Origin of the sequence: Ruminococcus flavefaciens ATCC 19208, assembly GCF_000518765.1 — a bacterium.
Classification (GTDB): domain Bacteria; phylum Bacillota; class Clostridia; order Oscillospirales; family Ruminococcaceae; genus Ruminococcus; species Ruminococcus flavefaciens.
In genome coordinates this window covers 64069-89356 of sequence record NZ_KI912489.1, presented here as the reverse complement: position 1 = coordinate 89356, position 25288 = coordinate 64069, and the positions used below count along the sequence as shown (strand labels likewise).

The following is a 25288-nucleotide window of genomic DNA, read 5'->3' as shown; positions in this document are numbered from 1 at the left end:
TGTTTCATGTGAAACAATAAAGGAGGGGTATTTTTGACTTACGAAATGGGTGAGTTTGATGTGGCAATCGTCGGCGCAGGTCACGCCGGAATAGAGGCTGCTCTTGCTTCTGCACGACTTGGCTGTAAGACTGTCATGTTTACAATATCGCTGGATCAAATCGCTAATATGCCCTGCAACCCGTCTATAGGCGGAACTGCTAAGGGTCATCTTGTGCGTGAAATAGACGCTTTAGGCGGAGAAATGGGCAAAGCTGCGGATAAATGTTTCATTCAGAGCCGTATGCTCAACCGCGGAAAAGGTCCTGCTGTTCATAGTTTGAGAGCTCAGGAGGACCGTGTAAAGTATCACGAGTACATGAAAAATGTGTGCGAAAAACAAAAAAATCTTTTTATAAAGCAGGCTGAAGTTGCTGATGTAATTGTCACTGACGGGAAAATAACAGGTGTGAGAACTTCTCTCGGCGCTGAATATAAAGTAAAAGCAGTCGTAATTGCAACGGGAACTTATCTTAAAGGAAAGATACACATCGGTGAAGTTTCATATAAAAGTGGTCCCGATGCTGCACTTCCGAGTAAATATTTATCAAATAGTCTGGAAGAAAACGGAGTAGAACTGAGAAGATTCAAGACCGGAACTCCCTGCCGTGTAAATAAAAGAAGTATTAATTTTGATATAATGGAAAGACAGGACGGCGATGAAAATATCGTTCCGTTCTCATTTGAAACAGATGCAGATCCACTTGAGAACAAAGTTAGCTGCTATGTTACATATACCAACAGTAAAACACATGAAGTGATACTTGCAAACCTTGACAGATCACCTTTATACTCAGGAAGAATAGAGGGAGTAGGTCCAAGATACTGTCCGTCAATAGAGGACAAGATTGTAAGATTTTCAGACAAACCAAGACATCAGCTTTTTGTAGAGCCCATGGGACTTACAACAGATGAGTACTATTTACAGGGAATGTCGTCATCGCTGCCTGAGGACGTGCAGCTCGCATTTCTCAGAACAATAGATGGACTCGAGGATGTAGAGATTATGAGACCCGCATACGCCATAGAGTATGACTGCTGCAATCCAAATCAGCTGCTCCCTACCCTTGAATTTAAGAATATTGAGGGTCTTTACGGTGCAGGACAGTTCAATGGAAGCTCTGGATACGAGGAAGCAGGTGCACAGGGACTTGTTGCGGGCATCAATGCTGCATTGAAGATCAAGGGAAAGGAACCGATGATACTTGATCGTGCGAGCTCATATATCGGTACACTCGTCGATGATCTGGTAACTAAGGGTTGCTCCGACCCGTATAGAATGATGACATCCCGAAGTGAATACCGACTAATTCTTCGTCAGGATAATGCCGACCAGAGATTGACTCCTATCGGCTATAAAATAGGTCTTATTTCTGCTGAAAGATACGAAAAACTCATGGAAAAAGAGCGCCTCACAGCTGAAGAGATCGACAGAGTTTCAAAGCTTAACATATCCCCTTCCGATGAGCTTAATCTATTTCTTGAAGAAAAAGGTACTTCTCCGATGACTACGGGCTGCAAGCTTGCAGATCTTATCCGTCGTCCACAGATAAATTATAACGATCTTGCTTTTATTGATAAGGAGCGTCCGGAGCTTCCGTGGGAAGTTTGCGAACAGGTGGAACTACAGATAAAGTATGAGGGATATATTCAGAAACAACTCATTCAGATAGAGCAGATGCGAAAAATGGAGTCCAAGAAACTTCCAAAGGATATGGATTACAGCCAGATATACGGTCTAAGGCTCGAGGCGATAGAAAAGCTTAATAAGATAAAGCCGCTCTCAATCGGACAGGCTTCGCGTATTTCGGGAGTCTCTCCTGCTGACATTTCTATGCTTGCTGTGTGGCTAATGCATGAGAAGGGAGAATGAAATGCTTCCTGAATTTGAACTATGTTGCTCTGAATTTTCGTCGTTTGGAATTGAATTAAATGAGGATAATTACAGAAAACTCGATGTATATGCGGAATTTCTTGTGAAATATAATGAAAATGTAAATCTGACTGCTATTACTGAGCCACATGAGGTACTTCGCAAACACTTTATTGACTCTGTTGTGCTTTCAAAATACGTCGATATTTCGGAGAATTCTTCACTTATTGATGTTGGTACTGGTGCTGGATTTCCTTCAGTTCCGCTTAAAATTTTCAGACCTGATATCAAGCTGACGCTTTTAGATAGTCTCAACAAGAGAATTGATTTTCTTAAACAACTCTGTGACAAACTTGAAATTGAGACCGAGTTTATTCATGATCGTGCTGAAAATATCTCGAAATTGCCTGAATACAGGGAAAAATTTGACTACTCATGTGCAAGAGCGGTTGCTAATATGTCGCTTCTTAGTGAGTTTTGTATTCCCTTTGTCAAGGTTGGCGGCTTTTTTATTGCGATGAAGGGTCCGAGTGAGGATATATCTCTTGGCAAGAACGCTGTTGAACTTCTTGGAGGAATTATTGAAAACACCGTTGACTATGAGCTTTTTGACGAGAGCCGCAGGATAGTTGAGGTGAAGAAAATATCGCATACTCCGCCAAAATACCCTCGAAATAGCAGTCAAATAAAGAAAAAAAGTCTTTAAAATAGTTTAATTTTGTCAGTAAAACCGTTGTTTGAATGAAAAACAGCGGTTTTTTTGTATGGAAAGTATTTCCCAATGGTGTTAAAATTGTTATATCACCAAAGGAGGTATTTTTATGGCAGGATTTTTAAATTTCACCAAAGAAAAGCTTATAAATAAGGTCATTGAAATAGGCATCAGCGAGATAATACCAAACCCGTATCAGCCGCGCAATGACTTTAATGAGGACATCACAGCACTTGCGGAGTCCATTGCACAGAACGGGATTTTACAGCCTTTATCAGTCAGAAAAAAGGACGGAAAATATGAGCTCATCGCCGGAGAGCGTAGGCTCAGGGCTGCGAAAATGTGTGGTTTCGAGGCTGTCCCGTGCATTGTTCACGAAGTTAGTGACAGACATTCGGCGATACTTGCCCTTGTGGAGAATATTCAGCGTCAAGACTTGTCTTTTTTTGAAGAAGCCGCAGCAATTGAGAAGCTTATTACCCATTACGGTATGACTCAGGAGGATGCTGCCTCAAAGCTTGGTCGTGCGCAAAGTACCATTGCAAACAAGCTAAGGCTTCTCAGGCTCACTGAAAAGGAGCGAGAATGTATTATTCACTATGGACTTACCGAGCGTCATGCGCGTTCTTTATTAAGGCTTGGAAGTCCCGATGACAGACTATTTATTCTTGAAAAAATTATCAAAAATAATCTTAACGTTGAGCGTTCTGAGCATCTTATTGATGAGTTTATTGGCAGTCAGCGCAGCAAGGTCAGTTACAAAAAGCGTTCAGTAGTTTTTCAGAATGTAAAGATGTTCGTGAATACAATTAATAAGGCAGTTGAGACAATGCAGGCTGCGGGTATTTCTGCCGATTCCAGAAAAATACAAAATGAAGATTATATTGAATATCGTGTCAGGATCCCAATTCAGAAGAAAACATGATATGAAATTGTTTCACATGAAACATTCTAAACGATGTTTCATGTGTTTTTTTATGTTTCACGTGAAACAATTATAAATTGACGAGGTTATTTATAGGTAAAATTGTTTCATGTGAAACAATTTTTGAAAAAAACATCTTTTTATATTTACATTGCAATCAAAAAGTGATATAATAGTATAAGTAACTTTGAAAGGAAGATAATATGGGCAAAATCATAGCTGTTGCCAATCAGAAGGGCGGCGTTGGAAAGTCAACAACTGTTATAAATATTGCGGCATATCTTGGCTCTCGGGGTATGAAGATACTTTGTATCGACTCTGACCCACAGGGAAATACAACTACAGGCTTCGGTATAAAGAAAAAATCTGTTAGCGCTTCAACTTATGATGTTATAACGGGCAAGACTCGCATTCAGGAAGCTGTTATTGCTACTGAGTTTGAAAATGTATCAATCGTTCCTGCTACAGAAGCTCTTGCAGGCTGTGAAATTGAGCTTGCAGAGTATGAGAACAGAGTCAACAGACTTAAAATGCAGATACTCACCTGTAAAGACGACTATGATTATATTTTCATAGACTGTCCGCCTGCACTTGGTACAATTACTATAAACGGAATTGTTGCCTGTGACACTATAATCGTGCCCATGCTTGCAGAGTTTTATGCCCTTGAAGGACTTTCTCAGCTGGTGAATACAATAAAAATAGTTAAAAATAATTATAATCCAGCGCTGGAGATCGAGGGTATCTTATTTACAATGTTTGATGGCAGACTCAATGTTGCTAACGATGTTGTAACTGAGGTTGAGAAATATTTCCCTGATAAGGTGTTCAAGACAAAGGTGCCGAGAAATGTCCGCATTTCGGAAGCTCCAAGTCACGGAAAGCCTGTAATGTACTACGACAAGACATCAAAGGGTGCAGAAGCTTATGAGCTTGTATGCCATGAGATGCTTGGCGAACCTCTCGAGCTGCCGAAAAAAGTAAAGATCTTCTCTTTCAAAAAACATAAGAAAGGAAAACGTTCGTAATTGATTTGACGGTGTAAATCAATAAAGACGAATGAGGTTTGAACTATGGCAAAAGGTGGTTTAGGCGCGGGTCTTGATACACTTTTCAGCGATAATACCAATGATATACAAGTAAAAAAGACTCTCCGCACCTCAGAAATAGAGCCGAACCGCGATCAGCCGAGAAAGGCTTTCAGCGATGAGGCAATAACCGCTCTTGCAGACTCTATCCGTGAGCATGGTATGCTTCAGCCGATTCTCGTTCGCCCTATAAGCACAGGCGGCTATCAGATAGTTGCAGGTGAAAGAAGATGGCGGGCGGCAAGAATGGCAGGTCTTGATGAAGTTCCCGTAAATATACGTGAGCTTTCTGACCTTGAGACCATGCAGATAGCAATTATCGAGAATTTGCAGCGTGAGAACCTTAATCCCGTGGAAGAAGCCGCAGGCTATAACGAGCTTATAGAAAAGTTCGGTATGACACAGGAAAAGGTTGCTAAAATGGTTGGACGTTCGCGTTCCGCAGTTGCAAATGCTGTAAGACTTCTTGCACTTCCCGAAAGAGTGTTGAAAATGCTTGAAAACGGCGAGATATCAGCAGGTCACGCAAGAGCCCTGTTAGGCTTTGAAGATGAGGAAATGCTTGTTGCAACAGCTCTCAAGGCTGCTGACGGCGGTCTCACTGTAAGACAGGTAGAAAAGGCTGCGCAGAAGTCTGCTGAACACGCAGAGGAGTCCGCTAACGAGCGCTCAAACAAAAAAATTGATAATTACTTTAAGGAAATGGAGCTTTCTCTTAACGAGCGTCTTGGCAGAAAGGTCAAGGTAGACTACGGCAAGAACAAGGGTGCTCTTATACTTGAATTTTATGATAAAAATGACCTTGCGGCACTGGCTGAAAAGCTTGCCAAAGAGGACTAAGGAGAATAAATATGATAGATATTAAACTTATTAGAACAAATCCCGAACTGGTAAAGGAAAACATCAAGAAGAAGTTTCAGGACGACAAGCTTGAACTGGTTGACAAAGTAATCGAGCTTGACAAGCAGTACAGAGAGACTAAGCTGGCTTGCGATAATCTCAGAAACACAAGAAACGTAAAGAGCAAAGAGATCGGCGGTCTCATGAAGAACGGTCAGAAGGACGAAGCTGAAAAGGTAAAGGCTGAGGTATCTGCTCTCGGCAAGGAGCTCGAAGAAAAGGAGCAGCTTGAAGTTAAGCTTGAAGCTGATATCCGCGAAATAATGCTTGTTATCCCTAATATTATCGACGAGACAGTTCCGATAGGAAAGGACGATACAGAGAACGTTGAGGTAGAAAAGTTCGGTGAGCCTGCTGTTCCTGCATTTGAAGTACCTTACCACGTTGATATCATGGAAAAGCTCAACGGTATCGACATCGACAGCGCACGTAAGACCAGCGGTAACGGCTTCTATTATCTTTGCGGCGATATTGCACAGCTACAGAGCTGCATACTCTCTTATGCAAGAGACTTCATGATAGACAAAGGTTTCACATACTACATTCCGCCATTCATGATAAGAAGCAACGTTGTTACAGGCGTTATGAGCTTTGCTGAAATGGAAGGAATGATGTACAAGATAGAAGGGGAGGATCTCTACCTCATCGGTACTTCCGAGCACTCTATGATAGGTAAGTTCATTGACACTATCGTTCCCGAGGAAGAGCTTCCAAAGACTCTCACAAGCTATTCACCATGCTTCCGTAAGGAGGTAGGTGCTCACGGTATCGAGGAGCGCGGTGTTTATCGTATACACCAGTTCGAGAAGCAGGAAATGGTAGTTGTATGTAAGCCTGAGGAGTCTATGGACTGGTTCCACAAGCTCTACAGCTATACAGTTGAGTTTTTCCGCACACTTGATATACCTGTACGTACACTTGAATGCTGCTCGGGTGACCTTGCAGACCTTAAAGTTAAATCTATTGACGTTGAGGCTTGGTCACCTCGTCAGAAGAAATATTTTGAAGTAGGAAGCTGTTCTAATCTCGGCGACGCACAGGCAAGACGTCTCGGTATCAGAGTTAAGGCTGCTGACGGAAGCAAGTACTTTGCACATACACTGAACAATACAGTTGTTGCACCTCCGAGAATGCTCATCGCATTCCTTGAAAATAATCTCAACGAGGACGGTTCTATCCGCATTCCAAAGGCTCTCCAGCCTTATATGCGCAAGGATATAATCAAAGTCCCTGAAAAGAAGTAATGGGATATGTAATATATTTCTCTGTAATAGCTGTTATCGCTGTCATTGGCATACTGCTTTATAATTACAATAAAAAAACATATACTGTCTGTGTAGAAGCTGTAATAACAAATTGCGATGTACGAATAAAAAGGAATGACAGTTCATCACATGAATCAAACAAAATCTATTATTATACATGTGAATATTACTACGAAGGACAGCAGTATATTTATAAGTATACGCAAAGCGGCTCATTTCAGTATTCATTTGCTATCGGTCAGAGAATAGATATTTATATTGATCCAAATAAACCTGATAAAGCAATATTAGATCATTCATCTGATAAGGTCGGACTTATAGTCCTGCTTTCAATATTAGGTGCGCTGACTCTGGCAGGTATAGCTATTCTGGTTTTAACGAAAATTTATTCAAAAATCGGTCTTGTGTAAAACAGACCGATTTTTTTTACGCATAGCCTGCGCACCCTTTGCTTGTCCGCTAATTGAGAATGGAGAATTGAAAATGTAGGGACGACCATTGGTCGTCCGCGATAATAAATTATATCTTGTGGGACGTCGAGGACGCCGTCCCCTACATTTGACATTGTAGGGACGAGTTCCGTGCGCCCGTGGAATGATTGATATTTTGTGTTTATGTGAGTTTTGAAAGCGTCCCTACCGAACGGAACGCCGAGTGACTCTCTGCTGTGCAGGGAGATGTCCGCAGGACGAGGGTACGTGCAGCTGTTAGCTGCGGCGTTACCTACAGTGTATCATTTAGCTCTTTTGTTAGGCAGGGACGTCCAATGGGCGTCCTTACAAGCTAACGGCTAAGAGCTAACGCCTAATGGCTGTCCATATGCTCGTCGCCCCATTTTGCTGCTGTGCAGAGACACATCGTTATAACGCCAACTACCCCTCCGCACATACTTCCTAAAATGAAATTAAGCATATACTTCTCCTTTACTTGAATAGCGTATGACGGGAGCGGAGGCACTCAGCCCACCGAATAAACTTCCCAATACGAAATTAACCATAAATTACTCCTTTACTTGAATTATTTGCGCTGATATTATTATGCGCAGTTTATTTCTTTATAATCATTTCTGTGCAGGAATATTTTCTGCTTAATTCGGGATAATAAAAGAAAATTCTTTAAATTTGTTGCAAATGCCACTTTTCAATAACTCTTATTTATGGTATAATTATTTCATAAATTATGAAAAGAGGTAATTTCCAATGAATAATATAACCAATGACATTTACTATATAGGCGTTAACGACCACCAGATCGACCTCTTTGAGGGACAGTACGACGTACCTAACGGTATGGCTTATAATTCATATATTATAGTTGACGACAAGACTGCTGTATTCGATACAGTTGACGGCAATTTCGCTGATCAGTGGCTGGGCAATATCGCTGAGGTACTTGGCGAACGCAAGCCTGATTACCTTATCGTTCAGCACATGGAGCCCGATCACTCCGCTAACATCAAGAATTTCCTTGAAAAGTACCCTGATGCAACTATCGTAGGCAATGCAAAGACATTCGGTATGATAGAGAATTTCTTCGAGGGACTTGTTATCGCTAACAAGCTTGAAGTCAAGGAAGGGGAGAAGCTCTCACTTGGAAAGCATGAGCTTTCATTCGTATTTGCTCCTATGGTACACTGGCCCGAGGTAATGTTCACATATGACAGCACAGACAAGGTACTCTTCTCAGCTGACGCATTCGGCAAATTCGGTGCCCTTGATGTTGATGAGGACTGGGCTTGTGAAGCTCGCCGCTATTATTTCGGTATCGTAGGTAAGTACGGTATGCAGGTGCAGAGCGTTCTCAAAAAGGCTGCTGCAATTGATATACAGACAATATGTCCTCTCCACGGCCCTGTCCTTAAAGAAAATCTCGGCTATTATCTGGGACTTTACAACACATGGTCAAGCTACGGCGTTGAGTCTGAGGGCATATTCATTGCTTACACATCAGTATACGGCAATACAAAGAAGGCTGCCGAGCTTCTGAAAGAAAAGCTTGAAGCAAAGGGCTGCCCGAAGGTAGCTATTGCAGACCTTGCAAGAGAGGATATGGCAGAGTCGGTCGAGGACGCATTCCGCTACGGAAAGCTTGTTATCGCTACAACTACCTATAATGCCGATATATTCCCGTTCATGAAGCACTTCATTCTCGACCTTACAGAGAGAAACTACCAGAACCGCACAATCGGTATTATCGAAAACGGAAGCTGGGCACCTCTCGCAGCAAAGACAGTAAAGGCAATGTTCGAGAAGTCAAAGAATATCACATTCACAGATACCACAGTATCTATCAAGTCAGCTGTTAAGGCTGCAAATATAGCTCAGATAGAGGCACTTGCAGACGAGCTGATGAAATAAAAAGTCAAGGAGGGACTGATATGAAAGTTACACTCAATCCCGACAAAGAAGTTGTTGACAGAATCAAAGAGGGACTTAAATTAAAGGACGGCTACTGTCCTTGCAGACTGGCAAAGACTCCCGAAAACAAGTGTATGTGCAAGGAGTTTCGTGACCAGATAGCAGACCCGAATTATGAGGGCTTCTGCCACTGTATGTTATATTATAAATCTTTGGAAGATTAAAGATGTTTAGGAGGTAAAAAATGTACGAAGTAGTAATTACAAAGGAAAATTTCCAGAGGGAAGTTCTTCAATACAAGAAAACACCTGTACTTCTTGATTTCTGGGCAATGTGGTGCGGACCGTGTATGGCTATCGGTCCCATAATAGATCAGATCGCAGATGAATACAAGGGAAAGTTAAAGGTAGGCAAGGTAAATGTTGACGAGCAGCCCGAGCTTGCAGCAGCTTTCAGCGTTGACAGTATACCTATGCTCGCTGTAGTCAAGGACGGCTTACTGGTAACGAAGCACGTCGGACTTATGCAGAAGGAAGATATACTTAAAATGGCAGGTCTTTAAAAAATAAGCTCACTGATGAATGTCAGTGAGCTTTGCTGTTTATATATTCAGAAAAAATTTTTTGAAATATGCACGGAAAATATTTTCAGAGTTGTATATATCTATGAAGCGACGCTTCAGACAGAAAGGAGGAAGTTCTATGAATGACAATTCAGCGTTGTATGCATTCAATAAATACGGCGATACCGTTCTGAGAATGGCATTCGCTATTATTGGAAGCTACCATGAAGCCGAGGATATAACGCAGGAAGTATTCCTGACGCTTCATGCAAAGCCACAGGATTTTGAAAACGAAGAACACATGAAGGCATGGCTTTTAAGGTCAGCCATAAACCGCTGCAAGAACTATAAAAAAAGCTCACGTATAACAAAAAATTCTCCTCTTGACGAAACTCTTGAAAACACACTCAGCTGTGAATTTACAGAGAGGGACAACGAGATAAGAGAGAAGATAGAAAAACTTCCCGAGAAGTATGCAACTGTGATATTTCTGTACTATTTTGAGGAATACAGCATAAAGGAAATAGGAAATATCCTCGGAAAGAAAGAAAATACAGTAAGCTCACTCTTGCAGCGCGGAAGAAAAAAGCTTAGAACAGAACTGGAAAAGGAGGGTTATGTTTATGAGACCTAATGAATACGATGACCTTCTTAAAAAGATAAAGTGCAGCGATAAATTCCGCAGCCTTATGCAGGAAAAGCTCAGCTCTGAGCCTTTAGAGATGAAAGATTATGAGGACAGCGTAAGCGGAATAGAAGTTGCTCCGAAACACAGCTGGGGAAGAGTTGCGGCTGTAGCTGCTGCATTCGTGCTTGTATGCGGAGCTGTAGGCGGTGGGATATATCATTTCAATAAGATGAAGGATAAGCCTGTTGTAAACGAAGAAATTGAGAACGATTATGATTCGATATATGAAACGGTAAAGGAAAATAAAGATTCCTACGATATGAGCGAGTATGTATGGAATTTTTCAGTAAGTGAAAGTATCCTTGTAAGAGAGAAAAGCGATTATAAGGACGAATTGTTTGAATACTTAGACAGCCTTGAAGGGGTAAGAGAAGTTGAAAAATATTCGAATTCTTTCAGAAGCGTGCGTTTTTCATTTATTGATGAGAAGAGCGGAAAGAAGTATGATTTTTCCATACGTGAGAACGGATACGGTATATGGCAGGAAATAGATGGTGACGAAAATGCAGTAATGACACCTCCGAACATAGAAAGTTACTATTACGGCAAGGATGTATTTGAAAAGCTGTTTAAAGAGGCTCTTAACGGTGCAGACAGCGATACTATAGAAGCTATGAACAAGGTATCTCAGGACGAGATAATGGGCTTTGTCAGCAATCATCTGGAAAAAAGCGACGATAAGGTAGTATTTGCTCCGTGGCAGGGTGCATTTGACGGTGAAATGGATCATTATATCATTACAGATAAAGAAGCTCTTACAAATTCTTTGATGCAATTTGAATGGGTAAAGATAAAAGAAAGTGAATTTATATATAATAACTATTATGAAATGGGTATCAGAATATCCGAAGATGGATATCTTATGGCAGTAGATGAAGATCCTGATCCCTACGGCTGCTACAAGCTCAAAGATGAAATCGACTGTGAAAAGCTTATCGACGCTATCAAGTCTGTACTTGGATATGATACTGAATCCCGTGATGCTACAATCGAAGAGATAAAAGAAGCTTGCAGAAGTATTGTTGATAAGCCTAATTACAGCACATGGGAAGGTACGATAGGTGTTCCTCAGGGTGGACAGTATTACGGTGCTATTTACCGTTATTATAATATGAGCGATCCTGAGAGCTTCATAAACGAGATAGCTTCTTTGGAATGGGTAACTTGTTCTGATAAGGAATATGAAGATGCTTCAGAAAAATGCTGGTATTTATCATCTGTTAATTTGAAGGAAAGCGGATATTTATCAGCACCAACAAATAAAAGTAACAGTTATAAATACTTCAAATTAAAGAACGAAAGAGATAAAGATAAAATACGCACAATAATAGATAAATACATTACTATGACGGATTGTTCACAGCTTGCGGAAAAGCTTCGTATCGGATTGGACAATTATAATAATCTTGAATCGGATTATGTTATTGAAGACAGTGATATGTACAGCGGCGGTTATTCTTCTTTGAGAGGACATCTTTATTATGATGCCAAAAACCATAAGATGTATATGAACGGCGAAGGAACCTTTGAGGGTAAAGAGGTCACTATTGAAACAGTAATGAACGGTGAGGACGTTTCTGCATACAGAATTATCGACAAGTCAACAGGCGAGACATACCGTGAATACACATACTGTATAGTCTCTCCGATGACTCCGGGATCACCTGTTCATTATGTTTATAAGAGCAAGGGCATTGAACAGATGCTTGGACCTGTATGGTCAGGAGATCCTGAATTTAATATCGAGTCAAGAGATATTGGCGGAGGAAAAACAGAATATAATATTTCAGGCAGACAAGGTGAGGGTTACGATGAGATAAATAAGACTATCGTGCTTACAGAGGGCGGTCAGCTGATTTCAAGTGAAAGTAACGGCTACTCATTCAGACTTGAAAATTACGTGTTTGACTCTCCTGATTTCACTATGGAAGATGTTGGACCAATATATGAAAGCATTAAGGCAGATCAGGAAAAACAGGAAGAAGAATACAGAAAGTCAATGGAAAATAATTATTAAAAGGCAGTTTATCACCGCGTATCTTGCTTTTAGACATCTTATATGCTATAAGCAGCGTGACGCTGCACCCTTTTTCGAGTTCAAGATAACGAGAAGGGCAATGTATCGCCGCGACTGTTGATTTACTCGTAATAATATGATATAATAAAAGAAAGTCTCCGCAGTCGGCATGGCTGCGGAGAAATTTTTTCGGAGGTATTACAATGAAGCTCATATCATGGAACGTAAACGGCTTTCGTGCTTGTCTGCAAAAGGGCTTTGAGGACTTTTTCAAGGCTGCGGACGCTGATATATTCTGCCTGCAGGAAACAAAAATGCAGCCCGATCAGGCAGACTTCAAGCCCGAAGGCTATCACATATATTTTCACAGCGCATTAAAGAAAGGCTATTCGGGTACGGCTGTATTCAGCAAGACAGAGCCTTTATCCGTTACATACGGCATAAACGGTACTCATATGGACGAGGGCAGAGTCATCACCTGCGAGTACGAGGACTTTTACTTCGTGTGCTGCTATGTGCCGAATGCACAGGACGGCTTAAAGCGTATCGACTACCGTATGGAGTTTGAGGACGATATGAGAGCATATCTCTCAGACCTTGACAAGAAAAAGCCTGTTGTGTACTGCGGCGACCTGAATGTAGCACATGAGGAAATAGACCTGAAAAATCCCAAGACCAACCGCGGAAACGCAGGCTTCTCGGACGAGGAACGAGGAAAGTTCACGGAGCTTCTCGGAGCAGGCTTTACCGATACATTCAGAAAGCTCTATCCCGATACGGTTACATATTCATGGTGGTCTTACCGCTTCAAGGCTCGTGAAAAGAACGCAGGCTGGCGTATAGACTATTTCGTGGTATCCGACAGATTTATGGAGCGCGTGAAAGACTCCGAGATACTGACCGATATTATGGGCAGCGATCACTGCCCCGTTATGCTCACTGTAGAATAAAAAGGGGCGGATATTATCCGCCCTACAAAAATAATATTTAATTCGTAACGTCCATGACTACATATTCCGAGATACAGCCTGTCTTGAAAGGTATAGCCCAGCCTGATATGCCCGAGGTAACGATAAATTCAGTATTGTCTATGGTCTTTGAGCCGTAGACGAAATCATTCGCGCCTATGAGCAGTCCGATATAGCCTGCGGGCCAGATATGTCCGCCGTGGGTATGTCCCGAGAAAACAAGGTCAGCACCTACAGCAGCTTCGTTGTCGTAGTCGTTAGGCTGATGGTCAAGAATAAGCTCAAACTTTGAGTTGTCAAGGTCTTTCGTGAGAGTCTTGATGTCCTCACGCTCTTTGTAGTGCTTATCAAGTCTGCCCACTATGCGGAAGGTATCGTTTACCTCGACTGCCTTGTCATCAAGGATAATAACATTGTTTTTTTCCAGCTCATTGCAAAGGTCGGCGATAGTGAAGTCGCGGTGTCCTTCTTCGTAATAGCCTTTATCGTGATTGCCCACGGTGAAATAAACGCCGTAGGTTGTTTTCAGCTCGCCTAAAGCCTTGCAGGCTTGCACCATATCCTCGCGGCAGGAATCATCGTCAACGAAGTCTCCTGCGACAACTACAACATCGGGATTTTCAGCTTGTATACGCTCAATTTCCTTTGTGAACTTTTCACCGTCAAGGGTAATGCCGAGATGAGAGTCAGCAATGCCCACTATCCTGAGACTTCCGCCTGCTATGGGCTTATCGGTATGGACTGTATAGACAGTCCTTTTTACGTCATGGGCATTTATCCAGCCGAAAGTGAGATACACAGCCGTAATGATTATAGTCATAACGCCTTCGATATAGAAGCGGCGTTCTTTTTTTATTGCCTTGCGGACTATCTTTCCCAAAAGGTCAGCGACGAGCCAGAAGGCTGCCAGATGAAACAGTATTATAACTACCGCATAGGTATTTATCAGTGAGAAACAGCCTATGCCGCACAATGGCACAATGCACAGCAGCCATGAGAGAAATTTGTGCTTTTCGGCTATTTTCTGTACAAAGCCGAATTTATGAAATCTTGTGATAAGATAAAATATACAGCCAAGACATACAATGCCCGCAATTGCAAAAAGTATCAGCCAGAACATATGACACCTCCGATAATATCGCGTATAACGTCCGTATTTGCATTATATGGACAGCTTGCAAGCTTTTTCGGATTGCCGAGGAGAATTTCCGCAGCCTTTTCCAGAAGCTCCTGAGGCACGTTTACAGGGCTTATATCAGCAATGAACTGTCCCAGCTCATCTGTATCCGCAAAACCTGTCAATGACAGGATATGTTCGCGGTCGGAGCGATCGGCGTTCCTGAGATAGCCCCGCTGAAAAGCTCCAACAGCCGCACCGTGAGGGATACCGCCCTCATAGGTGAGAGTATAGCTTAGAGCATGGGGCAGGGTAGTGCCTGTCTGAGCGATAGCCATTCCGCCAAAGGTAGACGCAGTGAGCAGGTCATTGGCAGTTTTTGCGTCAATGGGCATATCTCCTGCAAGGAAGTCCTTGCAGCTTTTCCAGAGCTTCATACCGCTGTCGGCACACATACGGCTGAAGGGCGAAGCAGCAGAGTTTATATAGCTTTCTATCATATGGCTGATAGCGTCAACCGCAGTATTTGCAATGAGATGTTTCGGCGCAGTAAGCAGGTATTTTCCGTCACATAGTGCTATATCGGGGAATACCTTGTGTACCATAGACATCTTTGTTCTTAGGTCATGCCGTGTGAGTACGGAGACTCCCGTTACCTCAGAGCCTGTTCCGCAGGTTGTTGGAACAGCAGCCAATGGCAGATGCTGCGGAGAAGCGGAGCTGTCATACATAAGCTCCCATGAGCTTTCGGGATCTTTCATCATTACCGCAACAGCCTTTGAAGCGTCGAGAGCTGAACCGCCGCCCACTCCGATTACGAAGTCGGCGCCGCAGGAAAGTCCCATATCACGCGCTTTCATTATCGTTTCAACGGAAGGATTTTCCTCTGTCTCGCTGAATACCGTATATTTTACGCCGTGCATCTCAAGTGCAGTGATAACGTCATCGAGAGAGCCGTTTTTCTTTGAAGAATTATGTCCTGTAACTATAAGTGCGTGAGAACCTAGAGCTGCTAAGTCTCTGCTGTGAGAAACGACGCAGTCAGGCTCGTAAATTACCTTTGCAGGCATGAAAAATATCATATTTATACCTCATTCGTTATATAAAAATCTCTTTTATTACTTATAATAATATTGTACCTGTTTTGAGCAGCAGTGTCAATACATGGGTAGAAAAAACGCTTTTTTGTAGCATATAATCTCCTGTTTCAACTGTAGGTTGAAAATGGTGGAAAAGTTATGGTATAATGAATACAGCAAAATAATACAGCACAAATCTGATATAATGACAGCTTGTGATTCTGCGAAAGGGGATACCGGCGTAATGGGCATAAAGGACAACAGAATATTTACAGCTTCGTCGGCTGATATCGCGGAAAAAATGGGAGTGGGCTGGAACTGCGGCAATACTCTCGAAGCGAATTTCGACGGAACTCCCAGCGAGACAGTATGGGGCAATCCCAAGACATCGCAGGAGATAATAGACGCAGTTGCCGATGCAGGCTTTAATACCATAAGGATACCCATAACTTACCTGAGCAAGATAGATGATAAAAACGGATATATGATCGACCGTGACTGGCTCGAAAGAATAGCCGAGGTAGTGGATTACTGCTACAAAAGGGATATGTTCGTGATAATCAATATCCACGGCGACGCATACCACACTATAAACGGCGGCTGGCTGCTATGTGATGAAAATGATCAGGACAGGATAAAGAAGAAGTTCAGAGCTGTATGGAGACAGGTGGCTGAACGCTTTGCCGACCTTGATGAGCACCTCATATTCGAGAGCATGAACGAGGTTTTTGACGGCGTATATCACGAACCTGTGCCCGAGTATTACGTGAATATCAATGATTACAACCGCATATTTGTTGATACTGTCCGTGAATGCGGAAAGAACAATACTCACCGCTGGCTCATGGTCTGCGGCTGGAATACAAATATAGATTATACCTGCGGAGACTACGGCTTCTGTTTCCCAGAGGACAAGGGCAATACCGCCGATGAGGGAAGGCTCATACTTTCCGTGCATTTTTACGATCCGTGGGACTACTGCGGCGAAGAGGAAAAGGACGTTTTTCTCTGGGGCGAAAAGGGGCAGAGTATATCCGACGAGTACGGACTCTCACCCGACAGCGTTGCCAACTGGGGCGACGAGAGCCATATGCAGTTCCAGTTCGAAAAGCTGAAAAAGAAGTATATCGACAAGGGAATACCCGTTGTACTGGGTGAATTCGGCTGTATCGACAAGGGTATAGCCAACGAAGCCATAGCAGGTAAAATAGAAGAGAATCGCGCATACTACAACGGCTTTGTTGCGGGAACTGCCGCAATGAACGGTATAACTCCAATATACTGGGATAACGGCTTCAACGGCAAGTATGGTTTGGCACTTTTTGACAGGCGCAAGCTTACACAGACTCAGCCTGCTATTATTGAAGCTATAGTAAAAGGCGTAAAGAACAAAGACCCTATGGCAGGTCTTTGTACAGGAAATAAACAGAACTGATGCAGACAAAAAGCCCCGAGGCAATGCCTCGGGGCTTAACATATACCCGAATAACTGCCTTTACAGCAGTTTTTGTCAGTTTATCGGCTTTACCGATATATTAGACAGTTTAAATCCTGAACGATCATGTATCGTTTTTTCGTAATCGAATCCGTCACAGTAGAATAGGACAGTAGCCTTGAACTCAAGGTAATCCTTGCCGTTCTTATCTTTGATAACGCAGTATGCCTTACAGCTCTTATCGTCATCGTTGTTTAAAATAATAACATCCTCTTCAAGATCATTCTTTGAAGTATCCTTTGAGATCATAAGATCGCCGGCTTTGTAATCTTCGCAGACATTCAGGAAATAGTCCTTTATGGCATATGCGGCTGCACATTCCATATTACGTCCGACATCTATATTATTGATCTTCCATTCGCCGTTGTCGCATACAAAGTCAAATTTGAGCTTTGTGCCGACGTTTGAACTGTCAGTGTTTATGAAAGGATAGAAATTAGCAAATACAGTTGCAGAGAATGAGTTATCATCATGGCTTATTATTACAGGATAGCTGGAATAATTGCTGCTCTCCGGCATCTTGTTGTAGAAAGATGAAACATAGAAGCTGCTGTTATAGGTGATAAAGTCCAGTGAGTGGTAATTCATATTTACCAGATCTATATCTGAATTATTGTCATAATCACTTAAATCCCTGTCAAAATCCGAACTTTGATAAAGATATATGTTCTGAGGCTCTATTATAAGAGTTTCATAATCCGAACCTGAATTTACATTTACAAGTCTGTTATAATAATCATCTGTAAGCAAGCCTTTTACAGCGTTCTTCAGGTCATTGCCCGATTGAAAATCAGCGTCTGTTACTCTGTAATAATGTATCTCTTCTGCTTTTTGACCCGGATAATCGGAATTGTATACATTAAATGCAAGAGTATCATCAACATCAACGCTCAGAGCGTGAAAATAATACTTATTTTCCAGTTCTGCAAATTTATTTGTCATTTCAAAAGCAATATTTTCATATTCGGATATTATATCTTCTTTTTTATCCGTAGTTTTTTCGGTAACAGCAGCGGTAGGCTGTACCTGTGAATTAGGAAGGACATTGTTTTTTCTGTATTTAAGAAATGCCGATCCTCCTGCAATGCCTGGGTAAGAACAGCAACAGCAGCAGCTGTACTTACTATTCTTGACAATATTGGTCTGTTGTACTGCTCAACGCCTCTTACCTCTGTATCCTCATCGAAAACCATATTATTTTTGTCTTGGTTATCCATGTTGTACTTTTTTTCGCTCATTGCAAAAATTCTCTCCTTCTCAGCCTCTGTGAGAACAGGGAATTCCTCCGAAATTTTGTCAATGATCATGTTATCAATCTCCTTAAATAAACTCAAATCAGCCCCTCCTTGCCAATGCCTGCTTCAGCGAGAAGCGATTTAAGTCTTTGTTTTGCGCGGCTGCTGCGCTTCTGAACGGCAGCAGATGACATAGAAATACTTTCTGCGATCTCCTTGGCTGTCCTGTTATAGTAGTACTGCTGGATGATGATAGTCGAGTCGGGCTCTCCCAATTCCTTGATCTTTCCGAGAATGATACGTGATTGTTCCTTTTTTTCCGAGTTTTCCATGAGTGAGTCGTCAGAGCGTAGCTCTTCCATATTGTTTTCTTCAATGGAGAAATTTCTGTTGTTATGGGTACTTAGTCTGCGGAAGGCATCTATAGCTGTATTCCTTGATATCGTACCTATATATCCCTTGAGATTACCTGAAAAATCCGTGTTTACATCAAAGCGCTTATATAATTTCATGAATATATCACTTACACAGTCCTCTATATCCTCACGAGTCCCACAATTTCTGAGGATATCTATTACGATCGCATAAACATAGTTACAGTAACGATCAAAGACTGCTCTGTGACATTTGGGTACAGACTGAGACATAAGCTCTTTCAGTTCGGCATCTGTCATCAGAAACTCCTCCTTTTTTTGAATGCATTCAATAGAAATAATCGAATGAATAGGGCGATTTCAGACACTTTATTATACCATTTTTTCACGAAAAAAGCAACGGTTTTGAAAAACAGAAAAAAATTATTGAAAAACGATAATTTTCTATTGACAAATGATATTTTATGTGTTATACTATAGTCACAGTAAGAAAAACGAAAAAATGTGAAGGAGCGCAGATATATGTGGAATAATAACAAATCTCTTTTTTTATCCCGAGTGCTTACGATAGCGGCAGCAGGTGTGGCTGTATTTGTGGCATTTTTCATACCCACAATAGCCGATTGGTATCAGTACATGATGACTGTAGAAGCCGCAGGCATACTTGACAGAGAGACAATGTTCATACCGATGTGTATATCGCTTTATGTATGCGATGCACTTGCACTTGCGGCATTATGGAATTTACACGTGCTTCTCGGCAATATCAGCAGGGACGAGGTGTTCATACCGAAGAATACAAGCTGCCTGAGAAGGATATCGTGGATATGTATGGCAGCGGGAGTTGTGTGCATCATATTCGGACTGTGGAGCTCTATATTTGCCTTTGTAGGAATGGTGGCAATAATGTTCGGGCTTATCATGCGCGTGCTGAAAAACGTGTTTGAAAAGGCTGTAGAGATAAAGTCGGAAAACGACTTTACTATATAAGGAGGTGTTTTCCATGCCGATCATAGTTAATCTTGATGTAATGATGGCGAAGCGGAAGATGTCCTCTCAGGAGCTTGCCGAAAGAGTAGGCATAACAACTGCAAATCTATCCATACTGAAAACAGGCAAGGCAAAGGCAGTACGCTTTTCGACCCTTGAAAAGATATGCGAGGAGCTTGAGTGTCAGCCGGGAGATATACTGGAATTCAGACGGGAATAAGGGGTGAGGATATGTCAAGGGCGATATGGCGGATATTAAAGCTTATCGTAGCTGTGATGTTCGTGTTCGGGCTGTTCGTTGCAGGATATACTGCGTTTCAGATAGCGCATTATCAGAGATCACCTGTTATAACTGCAAAGGAACAGCTGATATTCCCACCGTCCTCCGAGATAAAGTGCAGCGATATAGCTGAATTTGAAAACAGCAATGGAGCAGAGATAACGGGTGCTCAGTGGGTAGACGGCGGACACGAAAAGCTTGCGATATTGAGCGACGGAAGTTCACTTACGGTAGGCGAAAAGACAGGAAAGCTCAATGTCATGGTAATGGCAAGAGGGGACAGAAGGGACGTTCATTCCGAGATACAGATAACAATAAAATAATGCGGAAATAATACGGGATAACGTATTTTCGCACATCGGGGCAAACTCTAAACATAGTATGCAGATATTTATAATAGGTCTTTGAGGAGGGATCGGTATGAAAAAAACAGCAGTTACAAAGGTGCATGAGCTGAGATATACCTACGGCATAAATATGGCTTTGTGTGTATTTGATTTTCTTATCTGCTCGGTGCTGTGCGCAGGGGGCAGCGAATACCTGAATATTGCAGGCGTTATAGCTCTTATGACAGCTGTCATACCCATAGGCTTCAAGCGGCTCTACTTCAAGGACGAATATATCCCCAAGTCAGTGGGATCTGTTATGACAGTGTACAGGGTATTGCTGGCGGCACTTATGCTGTACGGTATCGACTATTTTCTCATAGCGTAAACGGAGGAAGCAGAATGAAAGAGCAATGGAAAAAGGTACGTTATTGGTTTTTGATGTCATTGCTGACCACAGTGCTCATATTTATGCCAATGATGGTATTTTTTACGGTATACTGCATTACTAAATTCCTGTGTCATCTTGCAGCCGCAATAGCGGTGTCATTTGATAATTTTGCAAGACCTTATGTATGGTACTCGGGCACAGCTGTATTTATTACCTTGCTGCTGACTGCATATCTGGCAAGGGATATAGCAAATGAGGAGTATGGCTCGATCATGGCTGCTGCTGAGATCTTTGCGGTCATATTTTTTATGCCTATATCGCTGATAACGGGTTTCAGAGAATACAGAAAAGGAAAAAAAGAAGAAGCAGAAATGCTTCAAAACGGAGGAGACTATTATGGAGAATAATATGCTTGGCGGATTTAATGAGAGCACAGCTTTTGTTGCTCAGCACGATGAAACGAAAAAGCCCGAATACACAAAGGCAGATGTTGCAATTTCTATATTTGCAATGACAGCGGCATTCTGCTTCGTGAGATATGTGCTGTTTCATGTAATGGGATTTGTCACAACGGGACTTTTCATATCTATCATTTCCGCGGCAATCATCTACATGAAGAAAAAGGAATGTGAGTTTTCGCGCTTCAATAAACTACTGGCGGCTGTTCTTTACATTTTCAGCACTGTATTTTCAATTACTGCAAATACTCTTGTAAAAGACCTGAATGTTGCATTTCTCATAGGTGCAGGAGCATATTTCGTTTACTCTGTGGGAGCTTCAAACAGGAATGTCGATCGTTTTCTGCCATATGCCATGTGCAAGGCTTTGTTTGAATTTCCCCTTTCACATTTCGGTACGCAGGGAAAAATAACCTCGGACTCAGTATCTAATTCCAGAAACGCCTCTAATGCAAAATACATATTCATAGGACTTCTTATCACAGTACCTCTTACGGCAATAGTTGCGGCTCTGCTGATGTCAGCTGACGACGGACTCGAGCGTATGCTCAGCGGTATAACAGGCAGGTTTTTCGGCACAGGTTTCTGGGACACTATTCTTCAGCTCATATTAGCTATCCCCTGCTCTATGTATATTTTCGGTATGCTTTACGCAAATACTCACCGTAACGAGCTTAATGCCCTTAACGAGCAGGTGTGTACACAGAGGATATACAATATGCGTTTTCTGAGCAATCTTATCGTATACACAGCCGTAACTCCCATATGCATACTTTACGTTTTATTCTTTATATCTCAGGCTGGCTATTTTCTTTCAGCCTTTACGAATTCACTGCCTGAGGGCTTTACCTATGCCGACTATGCAAGGCGCGGATTTTTCGAGCTTTTTGCGATTGCGCTCATAAATCTCGGAGTCACCTGCTTTATGAGTCTTTTCTCAAAGAAGGCAGGCAGAGAAAAGACCTTCGCACTCAAATTCTACAGCGTTATGATAAGCGTATTCACACTTATCCTTATAGCTACAGCTATGAGCAAAATGGTAATGTATATCAACAGATACGGTCTTACAGCACTGAGATTTTACACAAGCTGGTTCATGGTGCTTCTTGCAGTAATATTCGTACTTATTATCATAAAGCAGTTCAGATTCGAGATGAAGATATCGAGGAATATATCATTTGCATTCGTGCTTATGTTCGGTATACTGTGCTTTTCCCGTCCCGAATCTATTATAGCAAAGTACAATATAGAGATGTACAGAGCGGGCTGTCTTGAAGAACTCGATACCGATACAATAATGGGAATGTCCGATGATGCTGTTCTGACAGCATATAACGAAGATGCTGTAACAGAGGACGAGATACTGCAAAACAGGTCAGACAGTGACGACCTGAGGAATTACAATCTTTCGTCCTTAATACTCAGCATGAAAGTGGACTGAAAACAAAAAGCTCCCGAAAAACGGGAGCTTTTGCTTTATTTACAAAAGAAAGCATTAACAGCTTTCAACCTTAGATTTCCTATCACGGAGACTTCAATTCGGTATAGGGGGGAGTCCGAACGACGATCGTCAATATGTCTCCGTGGGGGACAAAGCCAAATTAAGCGGAGTTCGTTACGGCTCAAAAGCCGTATATAAATATCTGCTATCAGACGGAGCAGATATTAAATTATATAATAGCTTATAATTAAGCATAAATCAATACTTTTGCGTGAAATGTAATTTTTGAGCGTGAAATGCACATTTTTGTTCATTATTCGTTAATATTTAGAGATCATTGCGGTATCATACTCCAAAAATACCGCCTCAGTTTTACTGAGGCGGTAAATACCAGCGCATAGAGCGCGTCAATATGCTATCATTATATCGGCTGTAAAGATATCATTATCCCAGTTGAATGAAAGGATACCGTCCAGCTGTTCAACGGCGTCGCGGATACTGCTTACGCCTATACCGTGACCTATACCAGGTTTGTTGGTGGTAAGGTTTTCGGTATCTACCTCGTCCGAGGAATTCATAACGCATAGCCTCAGCTTGTTATCGTTCTGGACTATGGATATATAGATGAATTTTTCTTCCGAGGAACACCTCTGTACGCCCTCAATGGCGTTATCGAGGAGATTTGCTATTATACGGCAGAGCGGAAGCTCGTCTATATCCATTTTATCGGTTATGATGACCTTGCAGGAGAACTGTATATTGTTCAGAAGAGCCTGTTTCCACTTCATATTTACGATAGCGTCAACAGAAGAGATACCCGTATAGCATATACGGCTTGCGGCAGAAAGCTTCTGATAGAGTCTGTTGAGGTGTGCGATAGCCTCAGGACCCGAGCCCTGCTTGAACATTCTTCTTGCGGCAGCCAGCTGATTACTGATATCGTGCTTTAGCTGGCGTATCTCGGTATATTTTTCCTCAATGAGTCTGTAGTTTTCTTCTTCCGATTTAAGACGCTGTTCCATAAGCCGCAGCTTAATGGTGTTTGAGTAGGTGTCGAAGAAATCGAAAACGAATATATTGAGCAGGAATATTCCTGCTACAGACATAAGATACATCAGCGACCTGCGCGGAGCAAGCTCTGATGAAATGAAAATACTGTTGAGTATTATAAGGCTGAGCAAAGGTACAAATATAACCAGCAGCCAGTTCCTGAATGGGATATCTCTTTGCTTGGCCTTGAGGTATTCCGCGATATATATGGCTGCCCAGAAGCAGAATACCTTGCCGATAGCCATACATATGTATCTTCCGAAGCCTGATGAGGTATTGTGCTCTGTAGCGCCTATATTCATTATATTCAGAATAGCGGCAGGCGCGATCTCCGCGACAAGGAGCACAACAGTGAACAGCAGACAATAGAATATGATACTTCGGACTTTGCTCTCAAACATCACAAAGGACGTTGTTAGCATCATTGCAAGTATTATGCCGAGCTTTACCCATGAATTGACCTGTGTGACCATCAGGGCTTCAATTATACCGAAGAACCCGATGGCAGGTACAGCAAGGAATTTCAGCGGATATCTGCATTCCTTCTTCATAATAAGGAACAGATAAAATATTATCAGGCAGGCATCAAAGAGGCAATTGATCGTTTCTACTATAAATTGGGAAGTCTTCATCTCAACTCCACCTGCTTCTGCTGTAATCCATAAAACACTGCTTTATGTTTTTGATATGGTTCCTGCTTGCAAAGAGAGTTTCTCCGCTTGTAAGGATTATCTCATTTTTGCGGATATAGTCTATATTGATGATATTAACGATGCTGCTCTTGTCAAGCCGGGCAAAAAGCAGATCTGAAAGCTGAGCTTCTATCTCCGAGAGTGTACCCTTTGTAAAGTATTTCCCCTTTTTGGCGTGTATCAGAAGCTTATGCGAAAAGACCTCTATATACATTATATCATCTGTAGGAAGCTTTTCTTCCTTTGTGCTGTTGTCGGCAGTAGCAATAACATATTGTGTATTACGGTAATATTCACGCACAGCGTCACTGAGCTGTTTCATGTAAATGGCACGGGGCTGGTTTTTCAGTATATACCTGAAAGCCCTTACCTCATATCCCTGAACGGCGAATTTCTCATAGCTGGTCAGGAAGATAATAATAACGTTTTCATCTATATCTCGCAGAAAACGGGCGGTCTCCACTCCGTTGAGGCCCTTCATCTGTATGTCAAGTATAATAACTGCATATTTTCCCGCAGTAAAATCCAGTATCAGCTCTCTGCCGGTTTTGAATTCAAAAAAATCAAATTCACCCTCATATGATTGCAGAGCTATAAGATCATCTTTGACTTTAGTTATATATCTTTGCTCATCGTCGCAAATTGCGATATTCAACGTTCTGATCCCCCTTGATATGGCTGTCCTGCTGTTCAAAAAATGACAAAAACAACGCAGGACGGTCGATTGCACGTTCTATCATATATCATTTTAATTATACTATGATATTAATACTTTGTCAATGCTTTGAAGCGATTACAGCACAAAAAGTGAATGAATTATGAACAAAAGTCGACATTTCACGCTTAAAAATTACACTTCGCGCATTTTTATTGAAATTTACACCCATTTAACGCTATAATAGTGACAGACAAAAGATATTATATCTGCTTTCAGAGCAGGGGATTACTCAGCGGTATCTGGACCGCA

At 41.9% G+C, this 25288-nt stretch carries 28 protein-coding genes; 20 read left to right on the top strand and 8 right to left on the bottom strand.

The window, feature by feature from the left end:
- The first annotated feature begins 45 nt into the window (after positions 1–45).
- From mnmG to L870_RS0107140, 7 genes are all read left to right on the top strand, one after another.
- Positions 46–1911, top strand: coding sequence for a tRNA uridine-5-carboxymethylaminomethyl(34) synthesis enzyme MnmG (mnmG, locus tag L870_RS0107170; RefSeq protein WP_037271762.1), 1866 nt, complete (start codon positions 46–48; stop codon positions 1909–1911).
- A gap of 1 nt (position 1912) precedes the next feature.
- Positions 1913–2617, top strand: coding sequence for a 16S rRNA (guanine(527)-N(7))-methyltransferase RsmG (gene rsmG / locus L870_RS0107165; RefSeq protein WP_028517565.1), 705 nt, complete (start codon positions 1913–1915; stop codon positions 2615–2617).
- Positions 2618–2732: 115 nt separating this feature from the next.
- Positions 2733–3548, top strand: coding sequence for a ParB/RepB/Spo0J family partition protein (locus L870_RS0107160; protein ID WP_028517564.1), 816 nt, complete (start codon positions 2733–2735; stop codon positions 3546–3548).
- A gap of 203 nt (positions 3549–3751) precedes the next feature.
- Positions 3752–4576, top strand: a complete 825-nt coding sequence (locus L870_RS0107155; protein WP_028517563.1) for a ParA family protein — start codon at positions 3752–3754, stop codon at positions 4574–4576.
- 45 nt (positions 4577–4621) lie between these two features.
- Positions 4622–5476, top strand: a complete 855-nt coding sequence (locus tag L870_RS0107150) for a ParB/RepB/Spo0J family partition protein (protein ID WP_028517562.1) — start codon at positions 4622–4624, stop codon at positions 5474–5476.
- An 11-nt stretch (positions 5477–5487) separates the two neighbouring features.
- On the top strand, positions 5488–6780 hold the full coding sequence (serS, locus tag L870_RS0107145) for a serine--tRNA ligase (RefSeq protein ID WP_028517561.1): 1293 nt from the start codon (positions 5488–5490) through the stop codon (positions 6778–6780).
- Positions 6780–7211 carry a DUF3592 domain-containing protein gene (locus L870_RS0107140; RefSeq protein ID WP_028517560.1) on the top strand — a complete coding sequence of 144 codons (432 nt, stop codon included), beginning with the start codon at positions 6780–6782 and terminating at the stop codon, positions 7209–7211. The genes serS and L870_RS0107140 overlap by 1 nt, the downstream gene beginning before the upstream one ends.
- A gap of 394 nt (positions 7212–7605) precedes the next feature.
- On the opposite strand, the gene L870_RS18965 is transcribed toward L870_RS0107140, so the two are convergent.
- Complete coding sequence (locus tag L870_RS18965) at positions 7606–7713, bottom strand: DUF3789 domain-containing protein (protein ID WP_080676375.1); 108 nt, start codon at positions 7711–7713, stop codon at positions 7606–7608.
- A gap of 287 nt (positions 7714–8000) precedes the next feature.
- Between L870_RS18965 and L870_RS0107130 the strand changes: the two genes are divergently transcribed.
- The 6 genes from L870_RS0107130 (at position 8001) to L870_RS0107105 (ending at position 13375) form a co-directional block, all read left to right on the top strand.
- Positions 8001–9158, top strand: coding sequence for an FprA family A-type flavoprotein (locus L870_RS0107130; RefSeq protein WP_028517559.1), 1158 nt, complete (start codon positions 8001–8003; stop codon positions 9156–9158).
- A 20-nt stretch (positions 9159–9178) separates the two neighbouring features.
- Entirely contained in the window at positions 9179–9382 is a 204-nt protein-coding gene (locus L870_RS0107125) for a ferredoxin-thioredoxin reductase catalytic domain-containing protein (RefSeq protein ID WP_028517558.1), read from the top strand.
- Between the two features lie 20 nt (positions 9383–9402).
- Complete coding sequence (gene trxA, locus L870_RS0107120; RefSeq protein WP_028517557.1) at positions 9403–9720, top strand: thioredoxin; 318 nt, start codon at positions 9403–9405, stop codon at positions 9718–9720.
- A gap of 139 nt (positions 9721–9859) precedes the next feature.
- A complete protein-coding gene (locus tag L870_RS0107115; RefSeq protein WP_028517556.1) occupies positions 9860–10354 on the top strand; it encodes an RNA polymerase sigma factor in 495 nt (164 codons plus the stop codon).
- Positions 10344–12425 carry a hypothetical protein gene (locus L870_RS0107110; RefSeq protein ID WP_028517555.1) on the top strand — a complete coding sequence of 694 codons (2082 nt, stop codon included), beginning with the start codon at positions 10344–10346 and terminating at the stop codon, positions 12423–12425. The genes L870_RS0107115 and L870_RS0107110 overlap by 11 nt, the downstream gene beginning before the upstream one ends.
- A gap of 203 nt (positions 12426–12628) precedes the next feature.
- The gene (locus L870_RS0107105; RefSeq protein ID WP_028517554.1) at positions 12629–13375 is read left to right on the top strand and encodes an exodeoxyribonuclease III; all 747 of its coding nucleotides are present in this window, start codon (positions 12629–12631) and stop codon (positions 13373–13375) included.
- Positions 13376–13412: 37 nt separating this feature from the next.
- Here L870_RS0107105 and L870_RS0107100 read toward each other — a convergent pair whose 3' ends face one another.
- Entirely contained in the window at positions 13413–14513 is a 1101-nt protein-coding gene (locus L870_RS0107100) for a metallophosphoesterase (protein ID WP_028517553.1), read from the bottom strand.
- The gene (locus L870_RS16940; protein WP_037271611.1) at positions 14501–15592 is read right to left on the bottom strand and encodes an iron-containing alcohol dehydrogenase family protein; all 1092 of its coding nucleotides are present in this window, start codon (positions 15590–15592) and stop codon (positions 14501–14503) included. The genes L870_RS0107100 and L870_RS16940 overlap by 13 nt, the downstream gene beginning before the upstream one ends.
- A 142-nt stretch (positions 15593–15734) precedes the next feature.
- Here L870_RS16940 and L870_RS0107090 point away from each other — a divergent pair, with 142 nt between their 5' ends.
- Positions 15735–17024 carry a glycoside hydrolase family 5 protein gene (locus tag L870_RS0107090; RefSeq protein ID WP_423752168.1) on the top strand — a complete coding sequence of 430 codons (1290 nt, stop codon included), beginning with the start codon at positions 15735–15737 and terminating at the stop codon, positions 17022–17024.
- Between the two features lie 75 nt (positions 17025–17099).
- Here L870_RS0107090 and L870_RS0107085 read toward each other — a convergent pair whose 3' ends face one another.
- The 3 genes from L870_RS0107085 to L870_RS0107075 are packed head-to-tail and all read right to left on the bottom strand — an operon-like array spanning position 17100 to position 18993.
- A complete protein-coding gene (locus L870_RS0107085; RefSeq protein ID WP_028517551.1) occupies positions 17100–18026 on the bottom strand; it encodes a hypothetical protein in 927 nt (308 codons plus the stop codon).
- 29 nt (positions 18027–18055) lie between these two features.
- Complete coding sequence (locus L870_RS0107080) at positions 18056–18418, bottom strand: hypothetical protein (RefSeq protein ID WP_028517550.1); 363 nt, start codon at positions 18416–18418, stop codon at positions 18056–18058.
- Positions 18415–18993: an RNA polymerase sigma factor gene (locus L870_RS0107075; protein WP_028517549.1), complete on the bottom strand. Its 579-nt coding sequence runs from the start codon at positions 18991–18993 to the stop codon at positions 18415–18417. Before L870_RS0107075 ends, L870_RS0107080 begins: the two co-directional genes overlap by 4 nt.
- 222 nt (positions 18994–19215) lie before the next feature.
- Between L870_RS0107075 and L870_RS0107070 the strand changes: the two genes are divergently transcribed.
- From L870_RS0107070 to L870_RS16935, 6 genes are all read left to right on the top strand, one after another.
- Positions 19216–19683 carry a DUF2975 domain-containing protein gene (locus tag L870_RS0107070; RefSeq protein ID WP_028517548.1) on the top strand — a complete coding sequence of 156 codons (468 nt, stop codon included), beginning with the start codon at positions 19216–19218 and terminating at the stop codon, positions 19681–19683.
- 13 nt (positions 19684–19696) lie between these two features.
- Positions 19697–19903: a helix-turn-helix domain-containing protein gene (locus tag L870_RS0107065; protein WP_028517547.1), complete on the top strand. Its 207-nt coding sequence runs from the start codon at positions 19697–19699 to the stop codon at positions 19901–19903.
- Positions 19904–19914: 11 nt separating this feature from the next.
- The gene (locus tag L870_RS0107060) at positions 19915–20286 is read left to right on the top strand and encodes a hypothetical protein (RefSeq protein ID WP_028517546.1); all 372 of its coding nucleotides are present in this window, start codon (positions 19915–19917) and stop codon (positions 20284–20286) included.
- A gap of 97 nt (positions 20287–20383) precedes the next feature.
- Positions 20384–20677, top strand: a complete 294-nt coding sequence (locus L870_RS0107055; protein WP_028517545.1) for a hypothetical protein — start codon at positions 20384–20386, stop codon at positions 20675–20677.
- Between the two features lie 14 nt (positions 20678–20691).
- Positions 20692–21087 (top strand): hypothetical protein, encoded by a 396-nt coding sequence (locus tag L870_RS0107050; RefSeq protein ID WP_028517544.1) that lies wholly within the window; start codon positions 20692–20694, stop codon positions 21085–21087.
- Entirely contained in the window at positions 21077–22579 is a 1503-nt protein-coding gene (locus L870_RS16935; protein ID WP_051411454.1) for a DUF4153 domain-containing protein, read from the top strand. Before L870_RS0107050 ends, L870_RS16935 begins: the two co-directional genes overlap by 11 nt.
- Positions 22580–22986: 407 nt before the next feature.
- On the opposite strand, the gene L870_RS0107040 is transcribed toward L870_RS16935, so the two are convergent.
- A complete protein-coding gene (locus L870_RS0107040; RefSeq protein WP_028517543.1) occupies positions 22987–24261 on the bottom strand; it encodes a sensor histidine kinase in 1275 nt (424 codons plus the stop codon).
- Between the two features lies 1 nt (position 24262).
- Entirely contained in the window at positions 24263–24976 is a 714-nt protein-coding gene (locus tag L870_RS0107035; protein WP_028517542.1) for a LytR/AlgR family response regulator transcription factor, read from the bottom strand.
- Positions 24977–25288: the final 312 nt, after the last annotated feature.